General features: G+C 50.2%; 16 protein-coding genes, 1 tRNA gene and 1 riboswitch. Of the genes, 11 read left to right on the top strand and 6 right to left on the bottom strand.

Annotated features, from left to right (window positions below):
* Positions 1 to 51 precede the first annotated feature (51 nt).
* The gene (locus tag LZ24_RS11705) at positions 52 to 807 is read right to left on the bottom strand and encodes a PilZ domain-containing protein (protein WP_144685489.1); all 756 of its coding nucleotides are present in this window, start codon (positions 805 to 807) and stop codon (positions 52 to 54) included.
* On the opposite strand from LZ24_RS11705, the gene LZ24_RS11700 reads away from it, so the two are divergent.
* The 4 genes from LZ24_RS11700 (at position 806) to LZ24_RS11685 (ending at position 4,169) form a co-directional block, all read left to right on the top strand.
* Complete coding sequence (locus tag LZ24_RS11700; RefSeq protein WP_144685488.1) at positions 806 to 1,096, top strand: hypothetical protein; 291 nt, start codon at positions 806 to 808, stop codon at positions 1,094 to 1,096. The two genes, LZ24_RS11705 and LZ24_RS11700, sit on opposite strands and share 2 nt — an antisense overlap.
* Positions 1,097 to 1,191: 95 nt before the next feature.
* Positions 1,192 to 1,313: riboswitch (molybdenum cofactor riboswitch) on the top strand.
* Between the two features lie 29 nt (positions 1,314 to 1,342).
* Complete coding sequence (locus LZ24_RS11695) at positions 1,343 to 3,079, top strand: aldehyde ferredoxin oxidoreductase family protein (protein WP_144685487.1); 1,737 nt, start codon at positions 1,343 to 1,345, stop codon at positions 3,077 to 3,079.
* Between the two features lie 65 nt (positions 3,080 to 3,144).
* The gene (locus tag LZ24_RS11690) at positions 3,145 to 3,369 is read left to right on the top strand and encodes a MoaD/ThiS family protein (RefSeq protein WP_144685486.1); all 225 of its coding nucleotides are present in this window, start codon (positions 3,145 to 3,147) and stop codon (positions 3,367 to 3,369) included.
* Positions 3,366 to 4,169 carry a HesA/MoeB/ThiF family protein gene (locus LZ24_RS11685; RefSeq protein WP_144685485.1) on the top strand — a complete coding sequence of 268 codons (804 nt, stop codon included), beginning with the start codon at positions 3,366 to 3,368 and terminating at the stop codon, positions 4,167 to 4,169. Before LZ24_RS11690 ends, LZ24_RS11685 begins: the two co-directional genes overlap by 4 nt.
* Before the next feature lie 67 nt (positions 4,170 to 4,236).
* On the opposite strand, the gene LZ24_RS11680 is transcribed toward LZ24_RS11685, so the two are convergent.
* The 3 genes from LZ24_RS11680 to LZ24_RS11670 all read right to left on the bottom strand — a co-directional run bounded on the left by LZ24_RS11680 (position 4,237) and on the right by LZ24_RS11670 (position 6,441).
* Positions 4,237 to 4,313: transfer RNA gene (locus tag LZ24_RS11680), tRNA-Met, on the bottom strand.
* A gap of 67 nt (positions 4,314 to 4,380) precedes the next feature.
* Positions 4,381 to 4,989 (bottom strand): bifunctional phosphoserine phosphatase/homoserine phosphotransferase ThrH, encoded by a 609-nt coding sequence (thrH, locus tag LZ24_RS11675; RefSeq protein WP_144685484.1) that lies wholly within the window; start codon positions 4,987 to 4,989, stop codon positions 4,381 to 4,383.
* A 123-nt stretch (positions 4,990 to 5,112) separates the two neighbouring features.
* Positions 5,113 to 6,441, bottom strand: coding sequence for a homoserine dehydrogenase (locus tag LZ24_RS11670; RefSeq protein WP_144685483.1), 1,329 nt, complete (start codon positions 6,439 to 6,441; stop codon positions 5,113 to 5,115).
* A gap of 259 nt (positions 6,442 to 6,700) precedes the next feature.
* On the opposite strand from LZ24_RS11670, the gene purM reads away from it, so the two are divergent.
* The 3 genes from purM (at position 6,701) to LZ24_RS11655 (ending at position 9,230) form a co-directional block, all read left to right on the top strand.
* Positions 6,701 to 7,747, top strand: a complete 1,047-nt coding sequence (purM, locus tag LZ24_RS11665) for a phosphoribosylformylglycinamidine cyclo-ligase (protein WP_144685482.1) — start codon at positions 6,701 to 6,703, stop codon at positions 7,745 to 7,747.
* Positions 7,748 to 7,851: 104 nt separating this feature from the next.
* On the top strand, positions 7,852 to 8,877 hold the full coding sequence (gene tsaD, locus LZ24_RS11660; RefSeq protein WP_144685481.1) for a tRNA (adenosine(37)-N6)-threonylcarbamoyltransferase complex transferase subunit TsaD: 1,026 nt from the start codon (positions 7,852 to 7,854) through the stop codon (positions 8,875 to 8,877).
* A gap of 101 nt (positions 8,878 to 8,978) precedes the next feature.
* Positions 8,979 to 9,230, top strand: a complete 252-nt coding sequence (locus LZ24_RS11655; RefSeq protein WP_144685480.1) for a hypothetical protein — start codon at positions 8,979 to 8,981, stop codon at positions 9,228 to 9,230.
* A gap of 193 nt (positions 9,231 to 9,423) precedes the next feature.
* Here the strand turns inward: LZ24_RS11655 and LZ24_RS11650 are convergent, their stop codons facing one another.
* On the bottom strand, positions 9,424 to 10,356 hold the full coding sequence (locus tag LZ24_RS11650; RefSeq protein WP_246118589.1) for an alpha/beta fold hydrolase: 933 nt from the start codon (positions 10,354 to 10,356) through the stop codon (positions 9,424 to 9,426).
* A gap of 109 nt (positions 10,357 to 10,465) precedes the next feature.
* Between LZ24_RS11650 and LZ24_RS11645 the strand changes: the two genes are divergently transcribed.
* Complete coding sequence (locus LZ24_RS11645) at positions 10,466 to 10,834, top strand: flagellar basal body rod C-terminal domain-containing protein (protein WP_144685479.1); 369 nt, start codon at positions 10,466 to 10,468, stop codon at positions 10,832 to 10,834.
* Here LZ24_RS11645 and LZ24_RS11640 read toward each other — a convergent pair.
* Positions 10,824 to 11,123, bottom strand: coding sequence for a hypothetical protein (locus LZ24_RS11640; RefSeq protein ID WP_144685478.1), 300 nt, complete (start codon positions 11,121 to 11,123; stop codon positions 10,824 to 10,826). The two genes, LZ24_RS11645 and LZ24_RS11640, sit on opposite strands and share 11 nt — an antisense overlap.
* A 263-nt stretch (positions 11,124 to 11,386) precedes the next feature.
* On the opposite strand from LZ24_RS11640, the gene LZ24_RS11635 reads away from it, so the two are divergent.
* The 3 genes from LZ24_RS11635 to tmcC all read left to right on the top strand — a co-directional run bounded on the left by LZ24_RS11635 (position 11,387) and on the right by tmcC (position 15,256).
* A complete protein-coding gene (locus tag LZ24_RS11635) occupies positions 11,387 to 12,850 on the top strand; it encodes a two-component system sensor histidine kinase NtrB (protein ID WP_144685477.1) in 1,464 nt (487 codons plus the stop codon).
* Between the two features lie 366 nt (positions 12,851 to 13,216).
* The gene (gene tmcD, locus LZ24_RS11630; RefSeq protein WP_144685476.1) at positions 13,217 to 14,494 is read left to right on the top strand and encodes an electron transfer complex subunit TmcD; all 1,278 of its coding nucleotides are present in this window, start codon (positions 13,217 to 13,219) and stop codon (positions 14,492 to 14,494) included.
* 99 nt (positions 14,495 to 14,593) lie between these two features.
* On the top strand, positions 14,594 to 15,256 hold the full coding sequence (tmcC, locus tag LZ24_RS11625) for a TmcC family electron transfer complex membrane anchor subunit (protein WP_246118588.1): 663 nt from the start codon (positions 14,594 to 14,596) through the stop codon (positions 15,254 to 15,256).
* Positions 15,257 to 15,265 lie beyond the last annotated feature (9 nt).

Below are 15,265 nucleotides of genomic sequence, written 5' to 3'. Positions count from 1 at the left end.
ATTCTGTTTAAAAGTTTGAATGTTTTTTTGCAGCTTCGATCTGCTGATGAATTAATATCTGCTGAGCTGCCGGATTTCCTCCAGCTGGGCTTCATGTATAAAGCGCATCAGAGATTCTTCTCCTTCAGATACCATTTTTATAAAATGCAGACCAAGGACACCGGCATTTTTATTATAATGGGGATTGGCTCTGGCAACCTTACCTGCACAAACTACCTTTTCTCTGGCGATTCTGTCTCCTTTGGGATAGCTGAGGACCATTCCCAGAGCAATGGGGGTGCCGTTTTTAAGATTTAAAAGTGCTGTATTGTCCGAATTTTTGTTTTTGGGGGCTACAAGGCCCACTCCCGTAACGGAAAGATCCCTGATGGAAAAATCTTTTCCGCAAATATACTCTTTTCCATTGTAGACCAGTTTTGCAAATACAGGAAAATTTTTACCCGGTGAGATCCGGTAACCGGATCGTATATTGATTTCCTGTATATCTTTTTCATGGTGGAGAAGAAGAACTTCCGGCTCACTGCCATCGGAAAGGAGATAGTTTTTTTGAAAGTCTTTGATCCGGCATTTGAAGCCATACCGTTTCTTGCCACCGCTTTTTTCCCGCATCAGGGTTGTGACATGCATCTCTTTAAATGAAGTTGTTCTTGAAATCGTTGGTATGGTTTGGGATATGATCAGCTCCTGTTTTGAAAAAGAGACATCCAGAAGCATGGCTGACCGAATCATAGGGGACAGGGAATTGAGATTAAAAACGACTTCAATACCTGTGCCGGGTAGAAGAGTTTTTTCAGGCTTGTCCGTCATGGCTTATCCTGCTTTAGGGTCCATTGATCCTGTTCTTTCTGGAAGAGTAATGCAGTCACATGATATAGAAATGTATCTATCACATAAAAAGGATGCAGGGCAAATAAAGATTTTTTTATTCGTTTTTGTTGTTACAGCCTACAAATTCTGTACAGAATTCAAAATCCTTAAAAAAAGTATTTTGCTTTTTCAAAGGGCGTGGGATTACATGGAGAGTCGTGGGCAAAGCTTTGATCAGAAAAGATTGCAAGGTACCGGAGTGGCTGCCTTCAGTGGTGCATCAAGGTAGAATTATTTTTGGTGCAAGGTAGTAGGCTTGTAAGTTTCATCAAATTTTGGCAGATTAACAGGAACTTGGATTTGCAGCAATGATTTTGGATCAGGGATGCGAATCCGCTCCGAGCCCGGAGACCTAAAAGGTGTCGGCCCGCCTCATGGATTCGGGACGGGGTGCAGCTGGAAACGGCTGTGCCACCCTGCTGGAAAGGAGTTCTCCTACCTAAGGCCGGTCTTTCTTTATGAAAGGAGGATCGCCATGTCTGATCGTATCCTGCGCATTGACATGACTTCCGGATCCACTGTTTTTGAACCCGTCCCCGAAGCGTGGGCAGGCCTTGGGGGCAGGGGGCTTACCTCTGCCATTGTAGCTGCTGAAGTGCCTCCGACCTGCCATCCTTTAGGTAAAAACAACAAGCTTGTCTTTGCCCCCGGTCTTCTATCCGGAACCAGGGCGGCCAACTCAGGTCGTCTTTCCGCAGGAGCAAAAAGCCCTTTAACCGGAACCATCAAAGAGAGCAATGCAGGTGGCACTTCTGCGCGCATGCTTGCCCTTATGGGTATTAAAGCCATTATTATTGAAGGAATGCCGGAAGAAAAAAAACTCTTTGGTATCCATGTTACCCATGACAGTGCCCGTATTGTGGAAACGGATATGGCGGGTGCCGGAAACTTCAGTGTGGTGGAAAAGCTTTCCGGGGAAGAAGGCGGCAAGGCCGGTGTGATTTCCATCGGTCCTGCCGGTGAAATGGCCATGCCTTCTGCCAATATTTCCGTGAAAGACCCCCAGGGCCGTGTGCGGAGTCTGGGCCGTGGTGGCCTTGGTGCTGTGATGGGTTCCAAGGGTATTAAATATTTAAGTATAGATCCTTCTGATGCGCCGGGTATCAGCTATGCCGATGAAAATGCTTTCAAGGAGGCTTCAAAGGTATTTGCCAAGGCTCTGACGGAACACCCTGTCAGTGGTGAGGGGCTTCCCACCTATGGTACAAATGTTCTTCTCAATGTCCTCCATGAAGCCGGCGGTCTCCCAACCCGGAATTTCCGTACGGGCAGTTTTGATGGACATGAAGGGATCTCCGGGGAAACCATGCATGCCCGCATTGAGGAAAGGGGTGGGGAGGGCAGGGTGCGCCACTCCTGTCATCCCGGTTGCGTGATCCAGTGCTCTCAGGTGTATCCCGATAAAAACGGCAAGGTAAAGGCCAGCGGTTTTGAATATGAGAGCGTCTGGGCCATGGGAGCCAACTGCGGTATTGATGATCTGGATGCCCTTGCCGAAGCGGATCATATGCTCGATGATATAGGTATGGATACCATCGAGTTTGGCGTTACAATGGGAGTTGCCATGGAAGCAGGCATTCTGTCCTTTGGGGATGCCTCAGGCATGCTGCGTATTCTCAAAGAAGAGGTGACAAAGGGCAGCCCCCTCGGCCGTCTTGTGGGTGCAGGTGCCGAATGTCTTGGTAAGGCCTATGGAATGCGAAGGGTTCCCACGGTTAAGGGGCAGTCGATTCCTGCCTATGATCCCAGATCCGTCAAGGGAATGGGTATTACCTATGCCACTTCCACAATGGGTGCCGATCATACGGCCGGTTACACCGTTACTTCTAACATTCTGAATGTGGGTGGCATGGTGGACCCCCTCAAAAAAGAGGGGCAGGTGGAGTTGTCCCGCAACCTGCAGATTGCCACGGCAGCCATTGATTCCACAGGACTTTGTCTGTTTGTGGCTTTCCCCGTTCTTGATATTCCGGAATCTTTCAATGCCATTGTGGATATGCTCAATGCCCGTTTCGGACTTTCTCTGACGGGGGATGATGTGTCAGCCCTTGGTACTTCCATTCTTAAAACCGAAAGGGAATTCAATCGCAAGGCCGGATTTACCGAGGCCGCTGACAGGCTTCCCGAGTTTTTCAGTGAAGAAACCCTGCCGCCCCATAATACTATCTGGGATTTCAGTGATGCTGAAGTGGATGCATTCTGGGAATTCTGATTTTTTAAAATAAACGAAAAGGGCCTGTCTTTATTTTGGCAGGTCTTTTTTTATGGAGGAATTCCATGGAAATAGGTGTCCGGCTTTTTGCAGGTTTCCGTAAAGAGCGTTTCCGGGAAAGCGCCATGGCCTGGGAGGCGGGGATGACTCCCCGGAGTATTGCGGGTCTTTTGAAGATTCCCATGGAAGAGGTGGGCATTATTTTTGTCAATGGTCGCCATGCGGATCCGGATCTGCCACTGCTGGCAGGGGATGTGCTTTCACTTTTTCCAGTGGTGGGTGGTGGATGATGAATCCTGAACAGTGGATTCTCCGGGAGTCGGACAAGGGGTTTTTATCCTTTGAAAAGCAGATTCAGATGGAAAAGAGATTCGGCCTTTCCCGTAGAGAAGCTGAAAAATTTGTTCTGGAGATGGGGCTGATGCCGGAACGGTATATCCGCAATCCCTGGGATGCGAATGCCCAGAAAAAACTTTTGCATTCCACCCTTGCCATTGTGGGATGCGGTGCTCTGGGATCGGCATTGCTTGAACAATGGCTGCGCCTTGGTGCGGGTGTTCTTAAGGTAATGGACCCGGATGTATTTGCACCTTCCAATCTGAACCGACAGATGCTTCTCCGGGAGTCGGATCTTGGGCGACCCAAGGTAGAGGTGGCGGCCCGGAGGGCTGCAGAAGTGAATCCGGCACTATATATTATAACTGTACAGGATGTTTTCTGTGATGGAACAGCGGATGAATTTCTTGATGGAGTGGATTTGGTGCTGGATGCTCTGGATAATATCCCTGATCGCCTTTTCCTTGAAAAAGCCTGCGCTGCAAGGGGGATTACACTGATCCACGGAGCCATATCCGGCTGGGCCGGACAGGTGGCGGTCTGCAGGCCGGGAGCGGGTCTGCTTTCCTTTATATATGGAAGAGCCGAAATTCATGAAAGCAGGGCCGTGGGGAATCCTGTTTTTGGAGTGGCTGCAACGGCAGGGCTTCAGGTGAGCCTCGCCTGCAGGGTGTTGATGGGGGAAAAAACCGGTTGCGGTCCCTGGTTTCTGGATTTTTCAGGGCCTGAATGGGTGGATATGGAGATTTTCTGAAACTGGAAAAGATTTATGAAACAAATAAAAAAAACCCACGGTTTTAAACCGTGAGCCTTTATTTTTATGGTAGCGGGGACCGGATTTGAACCGATGACCTTCGGGTTATGAGCCCGACGAGCTACCAGACTGCTCCACCCCGCAGCAACGAAAAACAGAATACCTATTTCGTTTTATGAAGTCAATACTTTTTTTGATATTCCTTCTGGGTTCAGGCAATTCCCAGAGATTTTCTGATATGGTTTTTCAGGGTTTCATAATCTCTTGTTACGGGAAACTGAGGAAAATCTGCCACCACATTGTCCGGCGGCTGGAAGAAAAATCCGAAATCCGCTTCCTTGAGCATGCCCGTATCATTATAGGAGTCACCAAAGGCCAGAACCGTATAATCCAGACTTTTAAGTGCCCGGACGGTTTTGCTTTTGGCATCTTTCTGGCGCAGTTTATAGGCTGTTATCTGCCCGTCTGCGGCAACTTCCAGCTCATGGCAGAACAGGGTGGGCTGGTTGAGTTTGGCCATGAGGGGGGCAGCAAACTGTAAAAAGGTATCGGAGACCACAATGAGCTGGCTCTTTTCCCTGAGCCATTGCACGAAATCCGCAGCGTCGGGTAAAGGTTCCATGGTGGCAATGACTTCCTGTATGTCCTGAAGCTTGAGTCCGTGGGTATCCAGCACCTTGAGCCTGTGGGTCATAAGCTCATCATAGTCTGAAATATCACGGGTGGTGAGGCGCAGTTCTTCAATGCCCGTGCGCTCGGCAACGTTGATCCATATTTCCGGGATGAATACGCCTTCCAGATCAGAGCAGATGATATGCATGGTGGTCCTTTTTTCTTTTCAGGTTCAGCAGCCTTTTATTTAAGATTCGGCTGCGGTTTTCCATGGCCTGTGTTTAAGAGGCATGGAAGTGTTATAAAATAAGGCTTCAGGATGGCAGCCACTTCAGGTATGGGCACAGCCGTTGGCCTGGGGGTCTTCTATGCGTATAAGCACAGGATCGCAGCCGATTTCCGGCAGTTCACGGATCTCACCTAAGGCTTTTCTCACATCTGCTTCCTTGGCCCGGTGGGTCATGAAGACCAGAGGAACGGCATCGGAAGCATGCCTTTCTTTCTGATGAACACTCATGATGCTGATGCTGTATTTGGCCAGAATGCCGGAGACCCTGGAAAGAACACCCGGCTGGTCTGCGGCGGAAATTCTGAAATAATAATGGGTCTGAATTTCGGAGATGGGAAGGACGGGTATCTTTCTGATATTTTTTGAAGGATAACCCAGTGCGGGGAGCCTGCCACCATCTTCCCTTTTCATGTCCCTTGCAATGTCGGCAAGGTCCGCCACCACGGCACTGGCCGTGGGCATCATGCCTGCGCCATGGCCGTAAAGCATCATTTCACCGGTGCAGTCACCAAAGATGCTCAGGGCATTGACAGAGCCACCCACCTGGGAAAGAAGGCAGTCTACGGGAATCATGGCAGGGTGTACCCTTGCCTCAATGCTGTCTCCGTGGTTTTTGGAAATGGCCAGAAGTTTGATACGGTAGCCGAACTGATCGGCATAAAGAATATCCAGAGGTTCAATGCGGGAGATACCTTCAACGTAAACACCTTCAAAATCAATCTCCATGCCGTAGGCAATGGCTGAAATGATGGCCAGTTTATGGGCCGCATCACAGCCTTCAATGTCAAGGGTGGGGTCGGCTTCGGCAAAACCCTTGATTTTTGCCTGCTCCAGGGCCTCTTCAAAGGAAAGGCCAAGGCGGGTTATTTCAGTCAGAATATAATTACAGGTGCCGTTGAGAATACCGGTCATGGCAAAGATACGGTTGGCCACAAGGTTTTCCCTTAAGGTCTTGATGATGGGCATGCATCCGCCCACACTGGCTTCATAGGCAATGGTCACGTTTTTTTGAAAAGCTTTGGCAAAAAGGGAGTTTCCTTCCAAGGCTAAAAGCTTTTTGTTGGCCGTGACCACATGTTTTCCCTGTTCCATGGCCTTTAGTATGGCGTCTTTGGCAAAACCCGTACCCCCAACCATTTCCACCACCACATCAATTTCAGGATCTTCCAGAATTTCAGATGCATCGGTGGTAAATACACCTTCGGCAAAGGTGACGGAGCGGGTTCTTTGGGTATCTGTGTCCGCAACTTTTTTGAGGACCATTTCCATGCCAAGGCGATCTTTGAGAATTTCCTGCTGATCCAGAAGGATACGAGCAACACCTTCGCCAACAGTGCCGCATCCGATCAGGCCGATTTGCATCCGTTTCATTCAAACTCCAGTGGGGTAAGAGGGAATCCGGTATTCATTGAAGATTTTCTGTACACTGGACTTTCCGGGCGTTATGCAGTACCGGAAAAGTAGATCAGAAAACCCGGACATACTTAAGCACCTAACTACAATAGCTTAGGTATGAAAGTCAAAAATTGTTTTGACTTTCAAGGGTTGCAGGGGTAATTTTTAAAGGTTTTTATATTGATTGTCCGTTTTTTATACTTAAATGATCTTTCGTGTTACGATGAGGACCCCGATGAGCAAGCCCTTGACCTATGCGGATGCAGGTGTGGATATTGACAAGGCCAACAGTCTTGTGCAGACCATAAAAAAAATAGCCAATAATACCCCCCGTTCCGGTGTCATGGGAGAGATCGGCGGTTTTTGTGGCCTTTTTTCCCTGAATCTCAGCAATATCGAGCGTCCTGTGCTGGTAAGCTCCACCGATGGTGTGGGAACCAAACTGAAAATTGCCTTTATGACGGGCAGACATGACACCATTGGTATTGACCTTGTGGCCATGTGTGTGAATGATATTCTGGTTCAGGGTGCAAAGCCTTTGTTTTTTCTTGATTATTTTTCCATTGGAAAACTTGAGAATGATGTGGCATCTGCGGTGATTCAGGGGGTGGCCGAAGGCTGTCGTCAGGCCCAGTGCGCCCTTATAGGTGGAGAAACTGCTGAAATGCCGGGCCTCTATGCAGAAGGGGAGTATGATCTGGCAGGTTTTTCCGTTGGTATTGTGGACAATGAAAAAATCATTGACGGATCTTCCATACGGGGCGGACATCAGCTGGTGGGCATTGCTTCCAGCGGACTGCATTCCAATGGTTTTTCTCTGGTGCGTAAAATTTGTTTTGATACTCTGGGACTTAAGGTGGACAGTTTTGTTGAAAGTTTAAACGCTGCCATAGGGGATATTCTTTTAACTCCCACCAGAATATATGTGGATTCAGTTCTTTCCCTTATAAAAGATCAGCCGGTTCATGGACTTTCCCATATTACGGGTGGAGGCATTACGGAAAATATAGTGCGGGTGCTCCCCCAGGCCTGCAAGGTGTGTATCCGTAAAGGAAGCTGGGATATTCCTCCGGTTTTCACCTTCCTTCAGGAAGCAGGCAATGTAGAGCTACATGAAATGCACCGGACCTTTAATATGGGCATTGGTATGGTGGCCATTGTGCCGGAAAAGGCAACGGCGGATGTTATGGATCGCCTGCGTATTCTTGGAGAACAGGCCTTTATCATTGGTGATGTGGTGGAACGCACCGGGGATGAACCCCAGGTGATGTGGATGGATTAAGTATCTGTTTTGTATCTGATATGGCCGGATCAGCCCCTTTAAGGGGCTTGTCCGGTCTTTTTTGTTTTTAGTCTGAATGGTATGTCAGTATATGAGGGGAAAACATGCGTATTCTGGGTATAGAGTCTTCCTGTGATGAAACCGCCGCAGCCGTTGTGGAAGACGGGGTGAAAATTCTGTCTTCGGAGGTGGCATCTCAGGTGGAAATTCACCACCGTTACGGAGGGGTGGTGCCGGAGCTGGCATCCCGCCATCATGTGGAAGCCATATGCCCCATGGTGGAGGCGGCCCTTGCCGCCTGCGGAATGGAGGCTGGGGATCTGGATGCCGTGGCCGTCACTCAGGGGCCGGGACTGGTGGGAGCCCTTCTGGTGGGCTTCGGATTTGCAAGGGCCTGTGCCTTTGGTCTGAACATTCCCTGTGTGGGGGTGCATCACCTGTTGGGTCATATCCATTCCGTTTTCCTTGAGCCGGAAAAAACTCCCCCGGTTTATCCCTTTGTGGCCCTTGTGGTGTCAGGGGGACATACGGGGCTTTATCATGTTCCCGATGCCCTGACCCTTGAGCTTCTGGGGCAGACAAGGGATGATGCCGCAGGGGAAGCCTATGATAAGATTGCTAAAATCATGGGGCTGGGTTATCCCGGCGGCCCGGTGATTGATGCCATGGCTGCAGAGGGTGAGGGGGGACGTGTTTTTTTTCCAAGGGCTTTTCTGGATAAGGATGGTTTAGATTTCAGCTTCAGTGGGCTGAAATCCGCAGTGGCACGTTTTCTGTCCGAAGACGGAGGCAAAACGTCCAGGGCGGACATTGCCGCAGCTTTTCAGGATGCTGTGGTGGATGTGCTGGTATCCAAGGCTTTTCTTGCCGTAGAAAAGATGGGGTGCAGGGATCTGGCCATTGTCGGCGGGGTGGCTGCCAACCGGGGCTTGAAGAAAAAGGCTGCTCAGGAGGCGGATATGCGGGGGATCCGCCTCCATATGCCCTCTCCCTTTCTCTGTGGAGACAATGCCGCCATGATTGCCGCAGCCGGATATCATTATCTTCAGGCAGGAAAAGTTCTCGGGCTGGATGCCGATGTTTTTTCAAGGGCCACGGATCCTGGCCGTGTGGCGGTGCGGCACAGGTAGGGTCGGTTGTCTTTTGGGATTTCAGCAATGGAATTTTAGTACCAGTGCTTCGGTGCGTGCTTGCTTGTGGGTGGCCCTTGCATAAGGCACAGAGGCTGTTTGTGAGTGACATTGCAATCGTTTCGGATTCCGGCACTCAAGCCAAAAACCCAAAGCCTGCGATGAAAACAATGGGCTTTTGCGAGCTTGAGTGCCGGAGTGCTATAAAAGCGGCAAACTGTCTGAGCCGCCACAAAGGCAGCGTGCTTAAGCCTGCCATGGTAATCAAAAAGCTTATCCTGCCTGTGGCGGGGAGTTTTTGCCGCTTCCGCACAGGACAAGAAGCTCCCGAATCCGGCACTCAAGATCCTTGAAGCACTTTTGCTCCCGTAAAGGGCTTGAGCTTTTCAGCTTGAGTGCCGGATTGCGTCACGAACAAATAGGCTTTGTGCCTGTGCAATTGTATAATGGGATGACAATCCCATGGGAAAAATGTGTTGAGCAGCAATGCGCACCGAGCTACGGCATCATGTCATAGAGTACTTGTCAAGTTACTTACAGGTTGCATTATAGATTCTTCCGGAAGTTCAGGTAGTCCTCAGCACTCTGCTCCGGTGCCTCCAGCATGGGGAGATGCCCGATGCCCTCCATGAGAATCAGGCTGGATAGGGGTAAAAGACCATGGAGTATTTCTGCATTCCCCGGATGAAGGACTCTGTCTTCTCTGCCCCACACGATGAGGGCCGGTGTATTAAGTTCTTCTATCTTTTCCCTGACATTGCTGCTGAGAATATCTTTAAAAATCTTTTTTTCCAGCCTTGCATTTTTCATGCGTTCTCTGGCAATGACCCGCAAAAAAGCCTTAGGCGTGTAGGGTGCTTTTTCCATGACAAGGGAGGGGAGGCTGAAAATATCTTCTTCCTTTTCAATGATCAGGGGGTTTTGGCTGTCCGTGTCCGCCGTCATGGTTTTCCATGCGTCTGCGGTGGGACCGTCCCAGAGACCTCCGGGATTTAAAAGCCAGAGGCTTTCCACCTGATCCGGATACATGGAAGCATAAACCATGGCAATCTGTCCGCCCATGGAACTGCCGCCCATATGCATGCTGGTGATCCCAAGGCCTTCTGCCAGCCTGTGAAGCCTTTCTGCCTGTTCTTCCGGGGTGTAGGAGGCTCCCTCCGGTCTGGCGGATTCTCCAAAGCCCGTATGGTCCGGTATGATGACCCGGTAGTGCGGGGTTAAAAAACGGGCAATTCTTGTAAAGTTATCCTTGTCAGCCCCGAAACCATGGAGCAGCATCAGGGGGGCTCCCTGCCCGCCTTCCAGATAAACGTAGTGCAGGTCCCTTCCAAAATGGATTTCTTTCCGGATCAGGCCGGATTTTCTGCGTTCCGCATCCAGGGCGAAATCAAGGCTTTTTTCTGGAAAAAACTGAACCATTCCAAAGGGAATGGCTGCAAGGATGAGCAGAATACCAAGGATGATTCCGGCTGTTTTCAAGGAAAAACTCCTTTTTGTGAAATTGTTCCGGGATATTGACCCGATGCTTTGGGATGCGTATCATAAATAAAGAGTGAAAGATTCAGTATTTTATCAAAGGAGGATTGCCATGCTGCCATCCATAGGAGCCGGAGCCGCTGCCATGAGAGCCATTGGAACCCGTTTTTCTGCAACGGCCCACAATGTTGCCAATGTGAATACCGACGGTTTTCGTCCACAGGATGCCGTCCTTGTGGAAGGGCCGAAGGGTGCCGGGCCTGAGGTCCATGTGACTCCCAAAAAGGCCTTTCCCGCAGAGCCGCCCGCTCTGCAGCAGGGTGTGGCTGGCAGGGCAGAGCCTCCCCTGCTTCCTTCCCAGACCGATCTTGCCAGAGAAACCGCCCATTCCATCAAAGACAGCAGAGGCTATGAGGCCAATGCCAGACAGGTCCGGGTGAGTGATGAAATGATGGGCAGCCTTCTTTCCATCAGGGAATAATTTTTTCACTTTTCCGGTTTTCCATGCGACCCGTCTGCTGGGAGATGGACCTGTAATCATAATAATCTGTTGTGCCGCCGCCCCGTGTGTTGCCACCGGGGCGGTTTGTGTTTCTCTGCCAGGTGGGGTGATTCTGTTTTTTTTGCTCCCGCATTTCATAGCCGGGATAATTATGTCTGTTGCCCGGCGGTGTCCAGTCCGGGTTGGGATGTCTTGGAATATTCTGGGCAAAGAGGAGGTCGGGGAATAAAAAAAGGCAGATTCCCAGTATTGTCCCTGCAATTTTCATTTTTTCCTCCCTTGTTTTTTTGGGTTTCAGTCTGTCTGGCCGACCCGAAAAGGACAGCGGTTTTCTGGTTTCCGTATTCTTCATCTTCGACAGATTGCATTTTTTCTTTATTTTAAATATTTGTACAGGGATTTTTTAAGAAAATAAAGCGGATGCCCTTTTGGTCTGGCTGATTTTTTGCATAATGTAAGCGTGAAACCATCTGGCAGGGCATCTGAAAAAGTCCTTGAATCAATATAAAGAAATATTATGGAATAGCGCTTATGGCTCTGAGTATCATGTGGATACCCAAAGATAAACAGCACATACCACTTCTGTCTTCTTTTCTGGAAGGAAAGGAGGTGGCGCTGCATGTCTATCCTCCGGGAAGTGCCGAACCCTTTACCTGGGATGCGGATCTTGTGATCTGGCAGATGCCCTCTGACCCTGTATTGGCCCAAGCTCTGCAGGGCCGTGTGCGCAGCCTTTCCGGTCACTGCAATCTTGTTATCCTCGGGGAACCGGAACAGGAAGAAGCCATGCTGGGGTGCATGGACTTAGGGGCTGTGGATCTTCTGTTTCTTCCCCTCAAGCCCTGGGAAATCCATGCTTTGCTCCGGCGGTATCTGCAACGGGTAAAAAATGCTCAGGAGCTTTTACGGATGGAGCGTTTTTTTCACAATGCCCCTTGTTATATCACCATTCAGGGCAAGGAGTGCAGCGTCCGGGCGGTCAATCGTCGTTTTCAAAAGGATTTCGGTGTGAAGGCAGGGCTTCCCTGTTATATGGTATACAGGGATGACCCTCAGGTTCGTTCGGCGCCCTGCCCCAGTTGTCCATTGAAAAAAACCATACAGGACGGAATCCCCCACCAGTCGGAGATGCTTATGATCAACCGAAAGGGAGAAGAGATGAGGCTCCTTGTATGGACTGCCCCTGTGTATGATGAAAGCGGAAACTTTCAGGAAATTATGATGGTAAGTACGGATATCACCAATTTTTACAGGGAAAGGGAACACCTTTCCCATCTGGGGCTGATGATTACGACTCTTTCCCACAGCATTAAAGGGCTTCTCACGGGCATGGACGGTGGGCTTTATCTCATGAGCTCTGGATTCAGGAAGAATCGTATCGAAGACATGGAAGAGGGTTTTGAAGCGGTCAAACACATTACCGGCCGTTTGCGAAGTCTCGTACTGGATATCCTTCTCTATGCCAAGGAGAGACCCATGGACTGGGAGCGTATGGATGCCATGAGTTTTCTGGAAGATGTGTTTCAGACCATGGCTCCAAGGATACGGATTCAGGGGATATCCTTTGTTTCCTATTTTGACTCCGGCCTTGATTTTTTTGATGTGGATGCGGGAATTTTCAGGACCGCCCTGATCAATCTCCTTGAAAATGCCCTGGATGCCTGCATGGCAGATACAACAAAGGAAAACCACCGCATTGAAATGCACGGGAAGGAATCCGGGGATGGTAGTGAAATCTTCATTGAGATCCGGGATACGGGCATTGGTATGGATGAGGAGACCCGCAGACGGATGTTTACCATCTTTTTTTCATCCAAGGGCCGCAGCGGTACAGGGCTAGGCCTGTTTATCACAAGCCGCATCATTCATCAGCATGGTGGCGACATCCGTGTAGTTTCTGCACCCGGAGAGGGTGCGGTATTTACCCTGCGTATTCCCAAAACCCGGCGGCAGGATGCTGAGGAAACAGAAGGGATTCCCCGTAATCATGTTTAAAGGCAGAGGGTTTTTTTCTGTGTCCTGAAAACAGGACTTTTCTTGTTTTTGTCCGGAAAACCAGCCTTTTTGCTGTCGTTGTTTTTTAAGAACCTGGCCCTATGGTGCGTTTCAGTTATGTATGGCACTGAAAAGTCTTCAGGTGTGGAATTTTTTGCTGAGTGTTGCCACTGACTTCTTTCCTTTCGTGTAAAATCCGGGTTTTATTTTTTAAACTATCCCCTTCAGGGCCTTTGTGGCCCGCTATTTGCTATTAATCTTCTGGATTACGAGTGGCGTCTGCGGATGTACCGAAAGCGGTGTGTTCTGCATTCCAATCCAGCCGATGGTTTTTTGAACCCATCGTATTTCTGAGGAGATGCGCCGATGAAGCAGAAAACAATGATGAAAGCAGAATGGGACTGGCAGACAGGGCGCCGTATTGTAGCCGATCTGAACCAGTGGAAAAAAGCGTATGGTTATGTGGAGGTGCCTGTTATCAGGCCCGATGGTGAAGGGGCTGCTGCCATTGTCCGCACGGATGAGGCGGAATTTTCCATTGTTTCTTCAGAAGGGCTTTGGGAAGGCCGCTGGGACAAGATCTGGAAGCTGCGCTATGGCGCAGACCATCGTCTTTCCGCACTGGTTGCAGAAATGGGTGCCTGGTCCATGGCTGTGGATGATGAGGTCTGGGAAGAGAGTTTTGATTTTTTATGGACTCCCATGCAGAGCTCTGATGGCAGGCATATGGCCGCATCTGTGCAGCAGGGGCGGCAGTATGCTGGGGTACTGGACGGAATAATCTGGGAAAAAACATTTTTTGCCATCAATGATCTTGCCATGGCACCGGCCGGAGATCGGCTTGCCGCTGTGGTGCAGACCGTCGCCCTGCAGGAGGGGGATATTGAAAAGTTCCAGAGCGGCTGTTTTACCGTTGCCGTGAATGGAGAAACCTGGCACCAGAATTTTGTAAATCTCTGGGATGTCCGCTTTTCGGCAGACGGTCTTCACGTGGTTGCAGCGGCCCGGTCCAGCCTCTATGATTATACGGTGGTTGTGGACGGAAAAAGTTGGAACCAGCGTTTTGACGGTTTATGGGAGCCCCTTTTTCTGAAGGATGGCAGGGTGGCTGTACCGGCGAGATCCGGAGGCAAATGGCAACTTGTGGCGGATGGCAGCCCCCTGTGGTCCCGGACCTTTGCCCAGCTCTGGCAACTGGTGACAGATCCCGTATCCGGAAATGTGGCAGGTGTTTGTGCCCCGGAGTTTGGCAAGTGGACACTGGTGGCGGATGACAGGGTCTGGGGACTGCGCTTCGGGGATATGGTGATGGATCCTGTTTTCAGTCCGGATGGCAGGCGTCTGGCATGCACGGGTAAAAACGGGAATGCCTGGACCCTTGCCTGTGATGATAAGGTCTGGGATCATGGTTTTGAGCAGATATGGGCACCGGTTTTTTCTCCGGACAGTGCCCATGTGGGGTGCCGTGTCCGGGATAAAGGCCGTTATGCTGTTTATGTGAATGGAAAAGCCGTGGTTTCAGGTCTTGATTTTGCATGGGACCCGGTATTCAGTCCGGATGGAAGGCGGGTGCTGATCCGTGGTGTGGGCGGTGAAGGGGACCTTGCGGGCAAGGTCTTCCGGGAAGTGCTGGAAATCGGCTGAGTCATGTGTGAACGAAAGACTGCATTTTCGTTTAATCGCTGAAAATGTCGGGACCAGGTACTTTAAAAACCGCTCCCGGAACTTGATAAAGGAGGTTCCATGACCCTGCAGACCCTTTATGCCATTATTGCCGGTCCTCTGGCTGTGCTGGCGATCACAGGCTTTGTCCTTGGCTGTGTGTACCGCATTGTTATGGCGGTACGGCAGACGGCATCGGACCGGATGGTCATTGAGTATTTCCATCCCCGCTATGCCCTGCGTTCCATTTTCAGATGGCTTACGCCCTATGCCACCGTGAATATGCGGCGTCATCCCATTATGACCCTGGTGACCTTCATTTTTCACCTGGGCATGGTTGTGATGCCCTTTTTCATTTTTGCCCATATGCTCATGGTTTATGAAGCCTTTGGGCTTTCATGGCCCACCCTGCCGGATGTTTTTGTGGAATGGATGAGCTGGGCCGTGCTCCTTGCCCTGGTTTTTTTTCTGGGCCGGCGACTGATACTGCCCGAGGTGCGATACCTCACAACCCCTTCGGATTATCTGATTCTCTTTATGGTAGCCCTTCCTTTTTTCACGGGGATCTGGGCCTATAAGGGATGGTGGGCCGCTGAATGGGTTACCCTTCTCCATATGCTTTCAGGAGAAGTCCTTCTGGTGGCCATCCCCTTTACGCGGCTGGGGCATATGGTTTTATTTTTTATGACTCGCGGTTATATGGGCTCTGAATTCGGCGGCATCCGCCATGCCCGGGACTGGTAAGGGAGGCGC

The sequence above is a fragment of the Desulfobotulus alkaliphilus genome, from assembly GCF_007830435.1.
Lineage (GTDB): Bacteria > Desulfobacterota > Desulfobacteria > Desulfobacterales > ASO4-4 > Desulfobotulus > Desulfobotulus alkaliphilus.
This window is presented reverse-complemented; position numbering and strand designations above follow the sequence as displayed.

Coding starts and splice junctions, on each gene's coding strand:
- LZ24_RS11695 (WP_144685487.1), top strand. CDS start 1,343: ATGTCTGATCGTATCCTGCGCATTGACATGACTTCCGGATCCACTGTT.
- LZ24_RS11670 (WP_144685483.1), bottom strand. CDS start 6,441: ATGAAACGGATGCAAATCGGCCTGATCGGATGCGGCACTGTTGGCGAA.
- tmcD (WP_144685476.1), top strand. CDS start 13,217: ATGAAGCAGAAAACAATGATGAAAGCAGAATGGGACTGGCAGACAGGG.
- LZ24_RS11685 (WP_144685485.1), top strand. CDS start 3,366: ATGATGAATCCTGAACAGTGGATTCTCCGGGAGTCGGACAAGGGGTTT.
- purM (WP_144685482.1), top strand. CDS start 6,701: ATGAGCAAGCCCTTGACCTATGCGGATGCAGGTGTGGATATTGACAAG.
- tsaD (WP_144685481.1), top strand. CDS start 7,852: ATGCGTATTCTGGGTATAGAGTCTTCCTGTGATGAAACCGCCGCAGCC.
- thrH (WP_144685484.1), bottom strand. CDS start 4,989: ATGCATATCATCTGCTCTGATCTGGAAGGCGTATTCATCCCGGAAATA.
- LZ24_RS11705 (WP_144685489.1), bottom strand. CDS start 807: ATGACGGACAAGCCTGAAAAAACTCTTCTACCCGGCACAGGTATTGAA.
- LZ24_RS11690 (WP_144685486.1), top strand. CDS start 3,145: ATGGAAATAGGTGTCCGGCTTTTTGCAGGTTTCCGTAAAGAGCGTTTC.
- LZ24_RS11700 (WP_144685488.1), top strand. CDS start 806: ATGGCTTATCCTGCTTTAGGGTCCATTGATCCTGTTCTTTCTGGAAGA.
- LZ24_RS11640 (WP_144685478.1), bottom strand. CDS start 11,123: ATGAAAATTGCAGGGACAATACTGGGAATCTGCCTTTTTTTATTCCCC.
- tmcC (WP_246118588.1), top strand. CDS start 14,594: ATGACCCTGCAGACCCTTTATGCCATTATTGCCGGTCCTCTGGCTGTG.
- LZ24_RS11645 (WP_144685479.1), top strand. CDS start 10,466: ATGCTGCCATCCATAGGAGCCGGAGCCGCTGCCATGAGAGCCATTGGA.
- LZ24_RS11635 (WP_144685477.1), top strand. CDS start 11,387: ATGGCTCTGAGTATCATGTGGATACCCAAAGATAAACAGCACATACCA.